12 protein-coding genes and 2 pseudogenes are annotated in these 16,764 nt (G+C 56.6%); 1 reads left to right on the top strand and 13 read right to left on the bottom strand.

Annotation, left to right across the window (positions count from 1 at the left end; genetic code table 11):
• Positions 1–1,171: 1,171 nt before the first annotated feature.
• The 6 genes from ASD75_RS16250 to pilV are packed head-to-tail and all read right to left on the bottom strand — an operon-like array spanning position 1,172 to position 9,031.
• Complete coding sequence (locus tag ASD75_RS16250) at positions 1,172–1,741, bottom strand: GspH/FimT family pseudopilin (RefSeq protein ID WP_056746998.1); 570 nt, start codon at positions 1,739–1,741, stop codon at positions 1,172–1,174.
• A complete protein-coding gene (locus tag ASD75_RS16245; protein ID WP_056746997.1) occupies positions 1,738–2,250 on the bottom strand; it encodes a type IV pilin protein in 513 nt (170 codons plus the stop codon). The genes ASD75_RS16250 and ASD75_RS16245 overlap by 4 nt, the downstream gene beginning before the upstream one ends.
• Positions 2,247–6,671 carry a pilus assembly protein gene (locus tag ASD75_RS16240; protein ID WP_235511646.1) on the bottom strand — a complete coding sequence of 1,475 codons (4,425 nt, stop codon included), beginning with the start codon at positions 6,669–6,671 and terminating at the stop codon, positions 2,247–2,249. Before ASD75_RS16240 ends, ASD75_RS16245 begins: the two co-directional genes overlap by 4 nt.
• A 17-nt stretch (positions 6,672–6,688) precedes the next feature.
• The gene (locus ASD75_RS16235) at positions 6,689–7,333 is read right to left on the bottom strand and encodes a PilX N-terminal domain-containing pilus assembly protein (RefSeq protein WP_056746996.1); all 645 of its coding nucleotides are present in this window, start codon (positions 7,331–7,333) and stop codon (positions 6,689–6,691) included.
• Between the two features lies 1 nt (position 7,334).
• A complete protein-coding gene (locus ASD75_RS23440) occupies positions 7,335–8,384 on the bottom strand; it encodes a PilW family protein (RefSeq protein ID WP_082565056.1) in 1,050 nt (349 codons plus the stop codon).
• Complete coding sequence (gene pilV / locus ASD75_RS16230; protein ID WP_082565055.1) at positions 8,381–9,031, bottom strand: type IV pilus modification protein PilV; 651 nt, start codon at positions 9,029–9,031, stop codon at positions 8,381–8,383. Before pilV ends, ASD75_RS23440 begins: the two co-directional genes overlap by 4 nt.
• Before the next feature lie 655 nt (positions 9,032–9,686).
• On the opposite strand from pilV, the gene ASD75_RS16225 reads away from it, so the two are divergent.
• Entirely contained in the window at positions 9,687–10,067 is a 381-nt protein-coding gene (locus ASD75_RS16225) for a hypothetical protein (protein ID WP_056747195.1), read from the top strand.
• A gap of 78 nt (positions 10,068–10,145) precedes the next feature.
• Here the strand turns inward: ASD75_RS16225 and ASD75_RS16220 are convergent, their stop codons facing one another.
• The 7 genes and pseudogenes from ASD75_RS16220 to ASD75_RS16200 all read right to left on the bottom strand — a co-directional run.
• Complete coding sequence (locus tag ASD75_RS16220; RefSeq protein WP_056746995.1) at positions 10,146–11,264, bottom strand: acyltransferase; 1,119 nt, start codon at positions 11,262–11,264, stop codon at positions 10,146–10,148.
• 240 nt (positions 11,265–11,504) lie between these two features.
• Positions 11,505–12,635 (bottom strand): ABC transporter substrate-binding protein, encoded by a 1,131-nt coding sequence (locus ASD75_RS16215; RefSeq protein WP_056746994.1) that lies wholly within the window; start codon positions 12,633–12,635, stop codon positions 11,505–11,507.
• Positions 12,636–12,920: 285 nt separating this feature from the next.
• Positions 12,921–13,874: a nitronate monooxygenase family protein gene (locus ASD75_RS16210; protein ID WP_015015116.1), complete on the bottom strand. Its 954-nt coding sequence runs from the start codon at positions 13,872–13,874 to the stop codon at positions 12,921–12,923.
• 134 nt (positions 13,875–14,008) lie between these two features.
• Positions 14,009–15,799: an acyl-CoA dehydrogenase gene (locus ASD75_RS16205; protein ID WP_056746993.1), complete on the bottom strand. Its 1,791-nt coding sequence runs from the start codon at positions 15,797–15,799 to the stop codon at positions 14,009–14,011.
• A 76-nt stretch (positions 15,800–15,875) separates the two neighbouring features.
• A pseudogene (locus tag ASD75_RS23765) lies at positions 15,876–16,033 on the bottom strand (electron transfer flavoprotein subunit alpha/FixB family protein); the annotation flags it as partial.
• 1 nt (position 16,034) lies between these two features.
• Positions 16,035–16,333, bottom strand: a pseudogene (locus tag ASD75_RS24305) (electron transfer flavoprotein subunit alpha/FixB family protein); the annotation flags it as partial.
• 1 nt (position 16,334) lies between these two features.
• A partial coding sequence (locus ASD75_RS16200) for an electron transfer flavoprotein subunit alpha/FixB family protein (protein ID WP_162251096.1) occupies positions 16,335–16,764 on the bottom strand: 430 nt, incomplete at both ends.

Here is a 16,764-nt window from a genome sequence, read left to right as displayed (position 1 = left end):
AGACAGTGCTTGCGACGGTTCGTTGACTTTCATCAGGAGTTAGCTGCGAATTGCGGTTAACGACTACGGCCTGAAACGCCTTCCTCAAATCGATGGCGGATCTAGCTTGGCGCCACTCGGCCCCACAATGCACCACCTCGTAAACAGGAGGCATTCAAAGTCCAGTCGCGCGGGAATGCGCGATGCAATTGCTTCCTCGGGGGGCTCTACATTCGCCTTGGCGCGAATGCCTACTTTTACTTTGATAGTCTCGTGCGGCTAGACCAAGCAAGGCGCCCAACGCAGGGGCCTTGCCAAGCGCACTATGCTTGCAGCACCCTGAGACAAGACTCCGACATGCGTGCTGTAGTTTGCATAGAGCCACCCTCTTGGCAGCTTGCATCCCCGAAGGCTTGTGTCCCCAGCCCAGGCTCTGGGGCAATTTGCAGCCCACACTCGGCTAGTACAACGCACTGTACGTACCAAGCCCGCATCCAAGTCCACTATGGCATGCGCCTTTGTATTGAAGCGCCATCGGTTACCCTGCTTGTTTTGGCCATCGCGGAATCACGCTCACTGCTTTTTGGTCTATGCGTGGCATCCGCAACTCCGCCTGCCCTGGGCAGCATCCTTTTGGCCAGCAGCAAAGCAGTGGGGCGTAATGCGGCTCTGATGGGCCCACTTGGACACGTCAGACAGCGACAACGCACAGGATGCATCACTCGCAGGGGATCCCCTCATCCCGGTACATCAGCCCGACAAAGTAGCGAAAGGCCGGCATCTCGCGCAATGCGCCTTCTAGGACTTTGGCGCTCAGTTTGGCCCGTTCAAGCCAAAACAGATGCCAGCAGAGTGGCCACTTCTAAAGACCTCCCATTTCGAGGCCTAGATTCGAGGGCTTGTGGCTGTCTAGCGAGATATCCTCCAGAACTTCCGGCTCTACTGGGTGACGAGATCCGTGTTAAGTGGGGGCTTGACTTTATCGCTCAGGAAACTATTTACGCCACTCGGGTGCCGCTTGGGCCTAGACCTGTGCAATCGGACTACTCAAGGAACGTGAAGACGATTCCAAGGGCTACAGTAATTCAACGCGGCCCTCAGTGGGCATAGCGCCGGTCCCACACCAACAAATCGATCGGCGGCGCATTTTAGCTAACCGGCCATACAACCCTTCGCGGGAAAGCAATACTCTCTACTGGGTTGCGGAACTAGTGCAGCTTGAATCGGTGCTCGGCTTACATGTTCTCACGCGCCCGGTCCGGGCCACCACCACGCGCCTGGTTTCCTCCAAAGCACTTGAGGACGACGCATCTGTCCGGGCAATGGTCAAACTCAACGCAACCGGCGAGGCGCTATTATCGATTGAATATCCAGAATTATCAAACTTAATATAAGGCGTGGAGCCCGCTGCAATGCTATTGCCTGTTATGTTGAAATAACTCTTCAGAGCATCCTGCGTTTGGACGGCAATGTCAGTGCCGTCTGTAAATGAATTATCGCGATTCACATCCACATACACCAGCCACCCACTATTCCAACCAGAGCCCCTCGGTACAACAAAAGCATTTCTGCCGGTTTTCATGGCTTCACCTTTCGCTGCATTGACGGCGGCCAAAAGTGAGTTGGTCAACGATGAAAGCTCTGAATTCCGCTGATATTGAATAAAACTAGGCACGGCAAGACTGGCCAACACAGCCGCAATAGCTATGGTGACAATCAGTTCAATAAGCGTGAAACCAGAACTACGAAATTTCATCATCATGGCCAACAGAGTTTAGGGTCAGTTGATGCGGATGTGCCTGTGCATGACTTTGTCCCAGTGGTAGTCATCTGCAACGAGCCAACTTTAGGATCAGCTTTGACGGGCGTTGCAATAACTCTGACGCAATCTCCAATTGAGAGAGTGCCAGCCCCGGCTGGGCAAGCATCCGCGCTCAATAGGTAATGCGAATTACTCAAAGTATCACCCGAAAAGGTCTTGAAAGGCACGGACGCCGCCGTAACTCCACCGCACGCTGCGCCAGGAGACGTAGCAGTCGCAACGCCTGCCGAGTTTGTGGTGAACCCGAGGTAGCAATTCTGCTGCGTAATATAGCGCTCCTGTTGCTGCAGCAATTGTGCTACCGCAGCCCTGCCCTGTGCTCTGCGCCCCTTCAGAACCGAGTCAGTGTAGGCAGGGTACGCAACAGCAGCCAAAATACCAACAATTGCCACAACAATCATGAGTTCAATCAGCGTGAACCCCGCAGCATATTTTTTAATTTTATTCATGGCGCATTCTTCATATCTTGGTAGTTAAAAATTTGTCGCCAGTTCAAACGCCCAATGGTTTCTTTCGTTGTGACAGGAGGGGCACTGGTATCGATACCACTCTGGGCCTGAGTGAAGCGACGAAGTGTCGTAGTGCGAACGCGCCTCCCAGTGCTGTCCGAAGGGGTGACAACTGTTTCCGAATCATTTGACAGCAATACCGGAGGGCCAAGCAACCCAAGGCTGGACGGTACGTACGATCCGGAGCCGGTATTAATGCTCAGAAAATACTGATTACCGCTACCAAGCGTGTTAGAGCATGAGCCAGCGCCAGCTGAGGTAGAGCCTGGAATTTTGGAATTGATTGCAGCATATAACGTACCCAAATCCAGCGCTGCTTGATCTATTCTTTCCCCAGAAACGGGCAAATCAAAATACCAGCCCGCACGGCTCGTCATGTCCGCGTTGGTTGTCGGCCGCCCCCACTTAAAGGCACTTACAGTAATGGTCTTTGCTGTTGTATTCACCGTTCCGGCCTGCAAGCGCCCCCGCCCCGTAATTACACTAGCGCTGGCAGGTGAATTATCTGCCGTTGTACCCCCATTATCATACACAGCATAAACCGACTGGGTGGTCGTAGAAATATTATCACTGGATTCAAGATATTTCCCCGTTCCAAAGACAATATAGAAAGATTCCAAACCACTCACAATGGGACCCGCAAAAGGGGTGGGCGCCGCAAAAATAGGCTGGACCTTAGGGGTTGCATCACCCGTTCGAGCAATATATAAAGGATAAGGAACTGGACTACCGGCACTGCCTTTATCAAAATACGACAATTTGTCCATATTCCAATCAGTAGGTAATTTTCCGGCAAACTTAAGACGCCACAGTGCACCATGGAGATCACCCATATAGATATCTGTCATCTCGCCTTGCGTGCCATACAGGGCGCTAAAGTTGGTGACACCAGTGGCATTAGTTGAAGCAAGAGATGAATCGGTGGGCACCGAAATCTTGTAATAATTGTTACCCAGCGACCAAGCAGCTCCAGAAGGTTTGTCGAGGGCTAGCAGAAATAGCGCAGGCTTGCCGGTGGAGCTGAACCTGTTGTCAGGATCAGGAACATAGTTATTCACCCCGCTTCCGACAACAGCAAACCATCGATAGGTAACCGTTGAGCTTGTTCCACTCGTTTTGACCTTTAATATTTTTGGCTCACCAACAACCTGGCCCATATCCTCATCATCAGCGCGAGTGAACTCCCACATAACATTGGATGCACTGAAATTAGCAGGGTTAGACACATCAAGCGCAAACACACCAGACCCACCGCCACCAGTGCCTGACACCAAAACTGTTTTCCAATCCGTGCTTGCGCCAGTGTTGGCTACTTGTGCCTCAGAGACTACAGAAGGAGCATCTACATAATTTTGATGATTGTTGGCAAAAGTAGGGTCTGTCAGTGCCGACAAATTACGACCCAGCCAACTTGGAATATATGCAAACAGTTCATCGCCCGTAGTAGCGTTGAATGCATGCAACATTCCATCATTAGCTCCAGCAAAGACGGCGGCGGTGCGTGAATCATAGTCAGCACGGAACGCGGTATATCCCGTGCCAGTGAATGACTTGGAAGGAGCACCTGAGTACGTAATATTAGAGTTAACAATATCGCCCAACAAAGAACTTCTCACCCGGAATGGCGCCCCCTCTTTGGTCCGGTCCCCGCGAAGATAAGCAACGCGGTCAGCCGCTAAACCATCTGCGGCGGCAGACGGGCTCGCTTTGTCAAGCTGCGCCTTCAACGTTGCATCAATTGCCCCAAACGTGAATGCTGTAGCAGTTGTACTTGATGTTGCCCCCACACGACCCACAAAAATTTTGCGATTGGCGGCAGGCGAAATCATGTTGTCTAGCCGCTGAGCAGCACTCCACAGCTGCGTACCGATAACCAGATTATTACTGGCATCTTGGGAGATAGGCTCAGCAACCACATCACCACTCCAATTACTGGTGTCGAATTTTGCGGAGTAAGAAACTGAATTACTAGTTACTTTGCTACCAGTACTTAGACCGCCACCCGCGACACTGCGGGCACTGGTAGAAGCTCTACTGAAAATCTCATCAAAAGCAGTAAGCACCTCGCGCGCCGGAGAAGTCTTCGATGTGTTGTAAACGTAATAAGTACTTGCCTCCCCGGGCTCAGCAGCTTTTTGCCAAACATTATTATTATTTACATTATTTTGGTCTTCAAAAGGATTACCCTTGACATTATAAGGCTTTTGCCCCGGATTAGTTGGATCCGTCTCAAAGCCACCGTACTTGGCGGCCATGAAGAACTGATTGGCCGTTCTACGTGTAGTGTCGTTATTCTGATCGCCATACTCATTCACGTCAAAAACAAACGTCTTAACCCTGAGCCCAGGCCGCTGCTTGGCTGTATCAGCAGTCCACCCCGTGCCCCGGATATCGTGCGTTCGAGCCCAATAAGCAGAACCCATGATTTGACTTCTATCCGTGGCCGACGGCACGCTATTGTTTGCGGTATTCGGATTTGCAATACTCTGTGTATTTCCTTGCCCATCCACATAGGTTCCAGCGGTATTTTTCTCAAATTTTTGAACAATTCCTCGCCAGTAATTGATATCAGGAACATTCCCAGAAGCACTAGCAGTCGGCAGTCGGTTGCCATCATGGGTGTTAATATCACCAACCACGACTATATTACTCTTAACACACGAGTAATCACTAGCATTACTACGACCACCTCCATACGGATCAGTCCAACTTGTAAAATATGGAAATCCATCCGCCATCGTAGCCGTAATAGTTCCACTAATCGCATCCGCACTTGGTTGAAGCCCTTGCAGATAACGAAGCGCCTCGTAGTGCAATTCACCCACCGGATCATATTTCTTGTATACGCCAGGCGTAGGCCCGGTACGGCCAAATTTATTCAGGTAATTTATAACCCCACTTATCGCAGGAGAAGCATTGGCATCCGGATTGTCATAAAAAACCCCGGTATTCGCATTCCATTCAGCCTTTGCATTCCCCCCTGAAGGCGTATTATCCTGACCGGTAATGCTATAAGTTTTGGACCCCACATACTTCATGGGAGCACGCAAAACACCACCGTAGCGCCCAGCACTGTAGCTTGCCGTTTGATCGAGAAGATAGCCAAACGCAGCAAGTCGCATTTGATCGCTATACTTCTGAATAACGCCCGTAGGTTTATAATTTCCGCTTGGATATTGCTTGCAAAAGTTGTAATTGCGAGAATCCTGCAACACACCTGCCGAAGCGTTACACACTTGCACTCGGGCGTAGAAAAACCCGTCGGAATTCAAGGCTGCACTAGACGTTGGAGGGGTCCACGATCCAGTGTAATCAGCAATATAGCAACTCTTGGTCTGACCAGACCACGGATCTCCAAAAACAGCATTTGTGCAAGAAACCCCGTTATATGCAGGTGCAACTTTCCATTTATTGGTTCCTCCAGATTTGGCTCCGTACCACACCTCTTTAACCCCCGTGAAACTACAGGTTCCATTTTCGGCGGCACACAATGTTGAACTACCGGGCCGGTTGACGGTTTGATCCGCAATTGGCCCAATTGCTGTAGAAGCAGAGCTAGCTCCCAGAGTGTAAGCTGCAGTATTGCCACACCCCCCGGTTTGTGAAGTACCAAAGTAGATACGGTTCAGGGTATTGGCAACAAAAATATCGTTCCCATTGGCGGCAGTGATCATGGCGGCGGGCACTGCCCCCCAATATGTCCCCGCTCCCCCCCCATCCTTCAGCAAGCGCTTTGCAGGGAAATTCGTACTATTCCACATGCAAGTCGGATCGCCATTCGGAATCACGGCTCGCTGCAAGATCGTCAAAGATGCAGTGTCAATATAGCGATCGCCACCAGACAATGCCAAACGGAGCATGTCAATAGCTGAGCTAGATGTCCAGTTCAGAAAATTCCCACTGAATGCATTTGCGCATTTACGAGCGGTGGCGGCCCCCACCCGGTCGAATCTTTTAAAATCTGCAACTGTTTGCGTACCAGAGGGTATTTCTGTCGGGGCATCATTGTACGCATAACAACTCTCGGCATCATAGTACCCGAGATACTCCTTCGCAACGTCATAGGTGTTATCCGAACTTCCTCCGGGCGTATATTGCGCACCCACAGTAGGAAACTCTACCGAAAGAGCAAGGGCCAATGCCGGTTTATCAACCACTACAGCCGCGTAAAGAGGCTCAGTGGCCAGCGCAATTGCGGGTATGGAGGGCGGGGTTCCGCTCCCAATTGCAACGAAAGAAACTGCAATGGCGAGTGGAGCCAAACCCCATGCAAGATATGCAGAGCGAGAGCCAGACACCATGCCTCGAATCTTACTCAACATTTTTTCGCCGGCAGTGCTCAGATTTTTAGGAAATTTCATCATAATAATTTCACCGCTTAATTTCTATAAATCATCTGCAACACCCCCTGCGTTTCGCCATTGGGGCCAAAACCCATGGATGTGACCCTATACACATAAGACGGACCAGAACCAGCTGCGGGATCCGTAGTCCTATAAGACTTAACCCCATATCGATCCAGGATAGGCTCGACGATGTACCGAGGTGGTTTGGCCGGCTGCGTCCCCTTCACACCGGACGGAAAGTCTCGCCCGGTGTATGTACCCAATTCCACCGCCTTCGCACCCGTACCGGTTGCCGTGAAATCAACTGTCAGCCAAGCCGGTTTTCCAGTTTCCTTCAGCGCACATAGGCCAATGCTCTGTCCCGAATCACCGCAGTTATCAATGAACTTGGCCAGGTCCACATCGCCGCGCTTGAACACCACATTTCTCTTGTTTGTTGACGCAGCAGGAAGCCCTTCAATATCAAACTCGGCATCTATCAATCCAGCCTCGGCCCCTTGCCAGGCGATCTGCATATCTCTGTCATTACGGGTTCCCCGTTCACCCATCATGGAGATCTGTATACCGCCGACTCCCAAAATTGAAACCACAATGAGTATCAACATCACGATAATCAACGAAAGCCCCTGCTCACTCATTGATGCCGAACGTTTCTGATGTAAGGGTATTTTCGTCATTTCAGTACTCACCCTGAAAATTTCGCAAATGCACAGTAAATGTGACCACTTGCCTTAAGCGACTATCGACTGTGGGCGTGTAAGCAGTGCCGGGATCTGTTGAATTGTTGGCAAAACCCGACCCTGGTGTACCGCTTCCCGAGGCTTTGGAAACCCCCAGGGGGTAAAACGTCTGACTTGCATTATCGATAGCTGACCCAGGTGGCCCGCGTAGCACAACACCAATTCGAATGCTGCGAACGCGCTGCCAGTTGGCATAGGTGGCAGCGTCGTTGCCTGCAACCGTCAGTTGGTCTGCCCGCAAATATCGCTCGGGAATCGAGTCCGCCGAAGCAGATGGAATAGGAACCGTAGTATTTCCGGGTCCAATACCATCCACTCCGTAAAGCACTTGGAAATTCTCAACACCAGAAATAATCGGCTGTACGTCATAGGGCGCCGCCCCAGTATCCGACCGCGAACACAGAAGTGCCGGCTCGCCGTCTGATCCCACACCCACGTGGAGAATACTGACCAGTTTGTCATCCAGCCCCGTGGGGACAGCGGTTGACGCCACGCCGGCACAGTCAATCATGGTTCCATCAGAGCTTGTCGCATCTGGAGTCGATGAGCTAGTCTGATGCCGCAGCACTAGGATATCGCTGCCATAACCAACTTGCCCCGAAGTACGCACGGTGCCTGCATCCCAGGTCGCAGTGGACGTTCGGGACGCATTATTCAATCCAAAAATATTTGGGGGAGGAGCAGTCGCCCCGTAAGCTTGGTTGGCCTTGGCAGTCGTATCCGTTGCAAATTTGACATCTCTGTAACCCGCCTGCACGCCAAGGCGCTGGGTAAGGCTTTGCAGATATCGCCCGTTGTCACGCAACTGCGAAGCTGCATCCACTGCGGCGAACCCTTGGCGAGAAACCAGCAGGGCAGCAGCAGCAGCAAGCGCAATCAAGAGCCCCAACGCCATTGCCACCATCAACTCAACAAGCGTTACGCCCTTTTGGCGACTATCTTGACGTTGCGCGCCACCAGAGGCGAGAAAAGTTGACCATTTCATCATGTTGCGTTCCCACTAGTCACAGGAACTACGACATAAGGGCGGCTGCCACTGTCGTTAGCTCTTTCGAGAGCAGCGCTACCGGTTTGACTCTTGTCAGTCACAGTCCGTGTCCAGCCAATTTTGATGAACACAATTTCGTCAGCACCCGTCGCATTGCAGTTCCACTGAGGCAGTCCATTGGCGTCATAGGGCGCTCCATCGAAACAAACCGTGACACGCGCATCCGGTAGCTCAGCCGCCACGCGGGCCAACCAATCCGTCATTTCTGCGCTGGCTACATCCAACGTGGATGTACACCCAGTAGAGGCATTGGCGACTCTCATGCAGTAGCTTGGCGACGCCATCGTCATTGATGTCACCAAATACGGGTTGGCGGCAGCAGTAGTCTTGACCGCAATTTCCTTATTCCCGCGCATCATTTCCGCCAACTCACGCGCAAAGACCACCGCCTGAGCCTGGAGGCGTGCGTCGCGGTTTGCCTGGAGTGCAAATGCCTGCATGCCTACGGTTCCCAACATGCCGAAAGCCAGAATTACGATGGCGACCAAGACCTCCACCAAAGTGAAGCCCCGCTCTTCGCGCGACAAATCCACACATTGAGCGGATACTGGTTCGCGTATGTAGCCGAATGAAGATCGATATTTCATAGGCTTATCTTACGGAGCATGCCCTCTTAAGGGTAGGTGGCAGCGAGCCGTTTGTGCGTTTGGATTGACCGCCGGGCGCCAAAAAGAAGAACGGCGCTGCTCAATGAGTGAGTCTCCGCAAACGTCTACACTCCCGCGCTTTTTAATCAACTACCGACGTAACGCGATGGTGAACGTATCTGGATCATTCTGCAGTCCTCGGATCTGGACCACGGAGCGTGCGTTCTGGTTGCGGTCCCGTCGGGGGGCTTCCAGACAAGACGGATCTGACCCCAGAACATGATCGCGCAGGTAGGGTGATGTCAAGCAAGGGATCAGCCACCAAGGGCATTGACCATGACGGCCACCGCAGGGCTTTCCTCGCGGGGTAGATTGGCAAGAATCCTTGACGAATCTTCCTCTGCCTCTGCGCGCCGGATAGCCCCGCCGACAGCCTCTCCAACCCTTATCTCGCAAGCGCTTTATTGGTCTGTGCGTCACAGCGCTGGCCCGGGGCTTATCGGGAAATCACGGCGCGCGCCAGTCATACTTGTATATATCCGCAGGAAAACTTAGACAACTCCTATTGCCGCGTGTAGACCGGGATAAATCAGCCTTGTTTCTGCTCAAAGCCTGTTTGGTGTTGTCCGCATCTGCAAGGACAATGTTGTTCACCATGACCTTTCCGCAAAGCCCAGAAAATCCGCCCCCTGCCGACGCATTTGACCCGGATTCAACCCTGGCATTCCAGCGCCGCATGGAGCGAGCGCCGGAGTGGTTTTGTTCTTTTCTCGCGGGCAACAGCAGAGAAAAGAGCCGCTTGCGCCGCGAGATGGCCACCATGAAAGGCTCGGTGGTCTGGCTGGTGCAGCAGCGCCGCCAGGGCACCTGGAGTGCCGAGGAACGTGCCCACCTGCGGGATGTGATGCGGTCTGCGTCTTCGGTCAGCCCTTATCTTTTTATCTGGGTGATCCCCGGCTCGATGCTGCTGCTGCCCTTCATGGCGTGGTTTCTGGACAAGCAACGCAAACGGCGGGAACGCAAGCTTTTGCGGTAGCACTGCACTAGGCTGAAGGATATAGCGCGCTCAAAAAGACAGCCCAGTCGGCCTGCCCCTGCGGTCTCAGCCTAGGGGCTACGCCCAGTTGCTGGTAATGACCACCAGCATGCCAGCCCCCACCAATCCCAGTTGCCAGCGCAGGGCCGTAGACCACGATGGCACATGACGCTCCACTCGCAGATACAACAGACGCCCAGCTGCCAGCGACAGCACAAACGCCAGGAGCATGCCCACGGCGTTCAGCGCTGGTGATGTAGGCCAGAGGTGGCTGACCACCGCGTTCACGAGCAAGCACACGGCAAAGTGCACCAGAAACACCGAGTACGACATCTGGCCGAGCTTTACGAGCGGCGACACACCGGAAAAGCTGCGCATGCGCGCAGAGCGCATCGCCACCACCAGGCACAAGGCCGTGACCGCAGCTACGGCAATGCGTGCCCGGAAATCCACCGCCAGCGCTGCCCCCACCAGCAGCGCCATAAGGCAGACCCATGCCTGCGCCTGCGGCGCCCGCACCGCCCAGTAAGCCAGCATGCCCAGGCCGTAGGCACCAAAAAAGTACAGCGCCCACATGTCCAACCCCGCGATGCGGTTGAAAACCCATAGCGAGGCAGCAGCCACCAACAGCACCAGCCCCTGCGACAAGGCCGCTGCATGGTGCTGTACCCAGCGCACAGGCAGCGCGCGTACACCGGCCAGCATCAGCACAGTCAGCGCAAAGAGTTGAAAGTCGATGGCCACGTACCACACGCCAGCCGACAAAGCACCTTCACCCACGATGTCCTGCAGCAGCAAAGCGTTCGCCAACAGTTGTGACAAGGTGGGTTGGTCGGGCACAGAGTGGTGCTCCATCCAAGGCCGCACGAGGGCGGCGACCACCACCGCCAGCATCAATGCCACGGCGTAAGGCACCACCAGCCGCACGAAGCGTTTGGCAATGGCGGTGCCCGCATGATCGAAACGAGCGAAGCCCTGGGGCGCAAGGCTCGCAGCAGCCAGGTACCCACCCAACACCAGAAACACCTGCACCGCCATGCGCCCATAGTCATATAGCCACGCTATGAGTGCTGGAGCCAAGGGATGGGCGATGTCGGACATCGGGCCATAGAAGGCCAAGTGGTGCCACACGATGGTGGCGCAAGCCATGCCCTTGATCATGTCGATCAAGGGTGTGCGGGATGTGGACGAAGACATAGGGTGAGATGTTGAATCCCTGCGGACAGTGCACCGCTGGATATCAGGATTCCCTCCGCGCTGATTCGCCTGCTGCGCAAAGCAGCAAGACGAACTGAACCGAAGAAGGAACAACAAAACCCGCTATTGTCCTCCGTTAGAGGATTTTTTGCACAGCTGCACTGTCCCCCGCTGGTCTGCCATCACCTGCAGCGGGCTCGATGAACAAGAGTCCGTCCACCGCGCGAAGCGTGGAGACCCTCAGTAACGCAGACTGCCTTCCGCGTCCACGATAGCCAGCTCCACATAGGTCGATCCATTGTGGTTGCGCGGCGAATACTTCACGCTGAAACGACCGAAAGCAATTTCACCCGCGTCTTCCATCGTTTTGGAGAACGACTCGGTAGTCAGGTTGCGCCCCGTGCGGCGTAGCCCTTCCACCAGCAAGCGTGCGTGGACAAAACCTTCGAACTGCGAAGCCGAGGGTTGAGCGCCGGGCGACTTGGCGCGCAGCAGGCTCAGATATTCGGCCACCACTGGGATAGTGGTGTTGCGCAGCGAAGGCATGATCTGCGCCAGGATGATGCCCCGCGCCTTGTCCCTGAGTTCGCGCTGGATCACGTCCATGCTGGCCACCGAGAACCCGTAGTAGGCAGGACGCGCCGCCGTGGCCTGTACCGCCTTGATGTAGCTCGTGAAAGTGGTGCCGCCGGTCGCCACGATCACAGCCTGGGGCTGGGCTTTTTCAGTCGCCTGTGCGGCGGCGGCAAAGTCGGGCTGCTTGGGGTCCACCTTGATCTCGGCCACAAAGGGCAGCTTCTCCTCGTCCGAAGCCTTCTTGAGCTCACCTGCCAGTGTCTTGCCCAGGCCGTCGTCCTGAAAGAACACCGCCACACGGGTGATGCCTTGCTGGCGCAGCTGCGACACGATCTTGCTGGCCTCATTCGCATAACCCGCACGCACATGGAACACATACGGATTGAACGCCTCCCGGAACACCGAGGCACCTGTGACGGGGCCAAACAGCACAGTGCGCTGCTCCTTGATCAGCGGCAGGATGGCCGCTGTCTGCGCCGTACCGGTGCTATGGAAAATCATGAACACCTTGTCGTTCTCCAGCAGCTGGCGCGTGTTTTCCACGGCCTTTTGCGGGTCGAAAGCATCATCGAGTGTGATGTACCGGATCATGCGGCCATGTACCCCGCCCTGCGCGTTCACCGCGTCGAACAGCAGTCGCGAGCCCTCACCGTACTGTGCCGTCTGCGGCCCCAGCGGCCCCGACAGGACCACCGATGCACCCAGCCGGATCTCATCGGCCGTCACGCCTTCATTGCGGGCATGAACCAAGGTGGTGGCGCATACAGCCAGCAGGCACACTAAAGCACGGAACATCAGGCATCTCCCTCGCAACATGGTGACAAGGCCGGTGAACACTGCCCCAGCCTTGATTGATTATTTTTCATCACCATTATCAGTAGAGACCTGATCCTTCCCACTCGGGTTTCCCCTTGGGTACATCGATGCGGAAACAGGGGCAGAAGTCCCCCCCCACAAAGACAATCGCCCGCCACGTGTCGGCACACATGGCGGGCGAAACGGGCGTCAGAGTGAGGTACGGAGATGACCGCAGGGCGCCGGAGGCAAGAAGCCACCACGCCCCTCACGCACAGCGTAGCGTCAGAGCTTGAGGCGGGCGCGGGCTGCCTCGTATTCGCTGCGCAGCTTGGCGACCAGCTCAGCAGTACTGGTCACGGCATTGATGGCACCGATGCCCTGGCCGCAGCCCCAGATGTCCTTCCAGGCCTTCTTGGCGTCGCCGCCAAAGTTCATCTTGCTGGGGTCGGACTCGGGGAGGTTGTCCGGGTCCATGCCTGCGGCACGGATCGAGGGTGCCAGGTAGTTGCCGTGCACACCCGTGAACAAGTTGCTGTAGACGATGTCGTCCGAGTTGCCGTCCACGATGGCCTGCTTGTAGGCCTCGCTGGCGCGCGCCTCATGCGTGGCAATGAAGGCCGAACCGATGTAGCCAAAGTCCGCCCCCATGGCCTGTGCAGCCAGCACCGCGCCGCCACTGGCGATAGAGCCGCTGAGCGCCAGCGGGCCGTCGAACCACTGGCGGATTTCCTGGATCAGCGCAAACGGGCTCTTGGTGCCAGCGTGGCCACCGGCACCGGCCGCCACGGCGATCAGGCCGTCAGCGCCCTTCTCAATCGCCTTGTGCGCGAACTTGTTGTTGATGATGTCGTGCAGCACCACGCCGCCCCAGGCATGCACGGCCTGGTTCACGTCCTCGCGCGCACCCAGGCTGGTGATGATGATCGGCACCTTGTACTTGGCGCACACCTGCATGTCGTGCTCCAGCCGGTCGTTGCTCTTGTGCACGATCTGGTTGATGGCAAACGGCGCAGCAGGCTTGTCGGGGTTCGCCTTGTTGTAGGCCGCCAAGGTCTCGGTGATCTCGGCCAGCCACTCGTCCAGCAGTTCGGCAGGGCGGGCATTGAGCGCGGGCATGGAGCCCACCACACCGGCCTTGCACTGCTCGATCACGAGCTTGGGGTTGCTGATGATGAACAGCGGCGAACCGATGACGGGCAGCGACAGGTTTTGCAACACGGGAGGCAGTTTGGACATGGCAACAACTTCCAGAACAAGAATAGGGATGGAATAGGCCGGATGCGCTAGTGAATCATGCGTCCGTAGCTATCATTTTTATATCAAGGCCCCTGCCCCGCAGGTGGCCTGTCTCCTCACGGCACGCCAGTCCTTCAGAAGGCTTCCAGCGCCAGCTCGGTCACGCTGGCCGCGCCTTCCACAATGCTGTCGCGCAGGCCGGGGGCCTTCACCAGAATGTGGTCGGCGTAGAACTGGGCCGTGGTTATTTTTGCGCGCATGAAGGCTTCGTCCTGTCCCTTGTGCAACAGGTCTTGCGCCACCAGCAGGCTGCGCGCCAGTTGCCAGCCCGCCACCACATTGCCCGCCAGCATCAGGTAGGGCACGCTGCCCGCAAACACGGCGTTGGGCTGGGCCTTGGTGCCACCGGCTACAAAGTCGATCACGTCGAGCAGCGCCTTGCGCGCGGCCGTCAGGCGCTTGGCCACCGCCAGTGCAGCGGGCGTGCCGCTGGCCAGCAGGTCGGCCTCGGTCTTCTCGATCTGCGCGGCGATGCCCTTGGCCACCTGCCCGCCATCGCGTGCCGTCTTGCGGCCCACGAGGTCGTTGGCCTGGATGGCGGTGGTGCCTTCGTAGATGGTCAGGATCTTGGCGTCGCGGTAGTACTGCGCGGCGCCGGTTTCTTCAATGAAGCCCATGCCACCGTGCACCTGCACGCCCAGGCTGGTCACTTCCAGGCTGGTCTCGGTGCTATAGCCCTTGACCAGCGGCACCATGAATTCATAGAACGCCTGGTTCTGCTTGCGCGTGTCGGCATCGGGATGGTGGTGTGCGGCATCAAACGCCGCAGCCGCCACCGTGGCCATGGCGCGGCAACCCTCGACGGTGGCGCGCATGGTCATGAGCATGCGCTTGACGTCAGGGTGGTGAATGATGGCGGCGCTGGCGTTGATGCTGCCGTCCACGGGGCGGCTCTGCACGCGGTCTTTCGCGTACTGCACAGCCTTTTGGTAGGCGCGCTCGGAGATCGCGATGCCCTGCATGCCCACTGCGTAGCGGGCCGCATTCATCATGATGAACATGTACTCCAGGCCCCGGTTCTCCTGGCCCACCAGGTAGCCCACCGCGCCGCCGTGGTCGCCAAACTGCAGCACGGCCGTGGGCGATGCCTTGATGCCCAGCTTGTGCTCGATGCTCACGCAATGCGCGTCATTCCGCGCGCCCAGGCTTCCATCCTTGTTGACCATGAACTTGGGCACCACGAACAGGCTGATGCCCTTGACGCCCTCGGGTGCGCCCTGCACACGGGCCAGCACCAGGTGGACGATGTTCTCGGCCATGTCGTGCTCACCGTAGGTGATGAAGATCTTGGTGCCGAAAATCTTGTACGTCCCGTCAGGCTGGGGTTCGGCGCGCGTGCGCACCAGGGCCAGGTCCGAACCAGCCTGGGGTTCGGTCAGGTTCATGGTGCCGGTCCATTCGCCGGTCACCAGCTTTTCAAGGTACGTGGCCTTGAGCTCGTCACTGCCTGCGGTGAGCAGCGCCTCAATGGCACCATCGGTCAGCAGCGGGCACAGCGCGAAGCTCATGTTGGCGCTGTTGGTCATCTCGATGCAGGCCGCGCCAATGGTCTTGGGCAGGCCCTGGCCGCCAAAGTCGGCCGGGTGCTGCAGGCCTTGCCAGCCGCCTTCGGCGTATTGGCGGAAGGCTTCCTTGAAACCGGGGGTGGTGGTGACCACGCCGGATTGAAAGCTCGATGGATTCTTGTCGCCTTCCCAGTTGAGCGGCGACAGCACCCCTTCATTGAACTTGGCGCACTCTTCCAGCACGGCAGCCGCCGTGTCCAGGCCGGCGTCTTCAAAGCCGGGAATCTGCGCAATCTGTTCAATGTTGGCCAGGTGCTCGATGGCGAACAGCATGTCCTTGACGGGGGCGGTGTAGCTCATGGGTGTCTCCGGGAAAGCGAAATTTCGTCAAAAAAAAGGCATCGCGAGCGATGCCTTTGTGCGCACAGTGGCGTTCTTACAGGGCCTTGACCAGTTCTGGCACGGCCGTGAACAGATCCGCTTCCAGCCCATAGTCAGCCACGCTGAAGATCGGTGCCTCAGGGTCCTTGTTGATCGCCACGATCACCTTGGAGTCCTTCATGCCCGCCAAGTGCTGGATAGCACCCGAGATACNTAGTCAGCCACGCTGAAGATCGGTGCCTCAGGGTCCTTGTTGATCGCCACGATCACCTTGGAGTCCTTCATGCCCGCCAAGTGCTGGATAGCACCCGAGATACCGGCGGCCACATACAGCTGCGGTGCCACGATCTTGCCCGTCTGGCCCACTTGCCAGTCGTTCGGTGCGTAGCCTGCGTCCACCGCCGCGCGGCTGGCACCCAGGGCGGCGCCCAGCTTGTCGGCCAGGGGCGTCATGACTTCGTCGAACTTTTCCTTGCTGCCCAGCGCACGACCACCGGAGACGATGATCTTGGCNGCTGGCACCCAGGGCGGCGCCCAGCTTGTCGGCCAGGGGCGTCATGACTTCGTCGAACTTTTCCTTGCTGCCCAGCGCACGACCACCGGAGACGATGATCTTGGCAGCGGTCAGCTCGGGGCGGTCGCTCTTGGCGATTTCGCTGCCCACGAAGCTGCTCTTGCCTGCGTCGGCCGTGGCTGCTGCTGCTTCGACGGCGGCGGAACCACCGGTGGCGGCTGCGGCGTCAAAGCCGGTGGTGCGCACGGTGATGATCTTGACGGCATCTTGGCTTTGCACGGTGGCAATGGCGTTGCCGGCGTAGATGGGGCGCTCAAACGTATCGGCTGCGATCACTTTGGTGATGTCGCTGATTTGGGCCACGTCGAGCTTGGCCGCCACGCGGGGGGCCACGTTCTTGCCGCTGGCAGTCGCCGGGAACAGGATGTGG

The organism is Acidovorax sp. Root568, assembly GCF_001427445.1.
GTDB classification, from domain to species: domain Bacteria; phylum Pseudomonadota; class Gammaproteobacteria; order Burkholderiales; family Burkholderiaceae_C; genus Acidovorax; species Acidovorax delafieldii.
The sequence above is the reverse complement of the archived record's forward strand: the minus strand, read 5'-3'. Positions and strand labels throughout refer to the sequence as shown.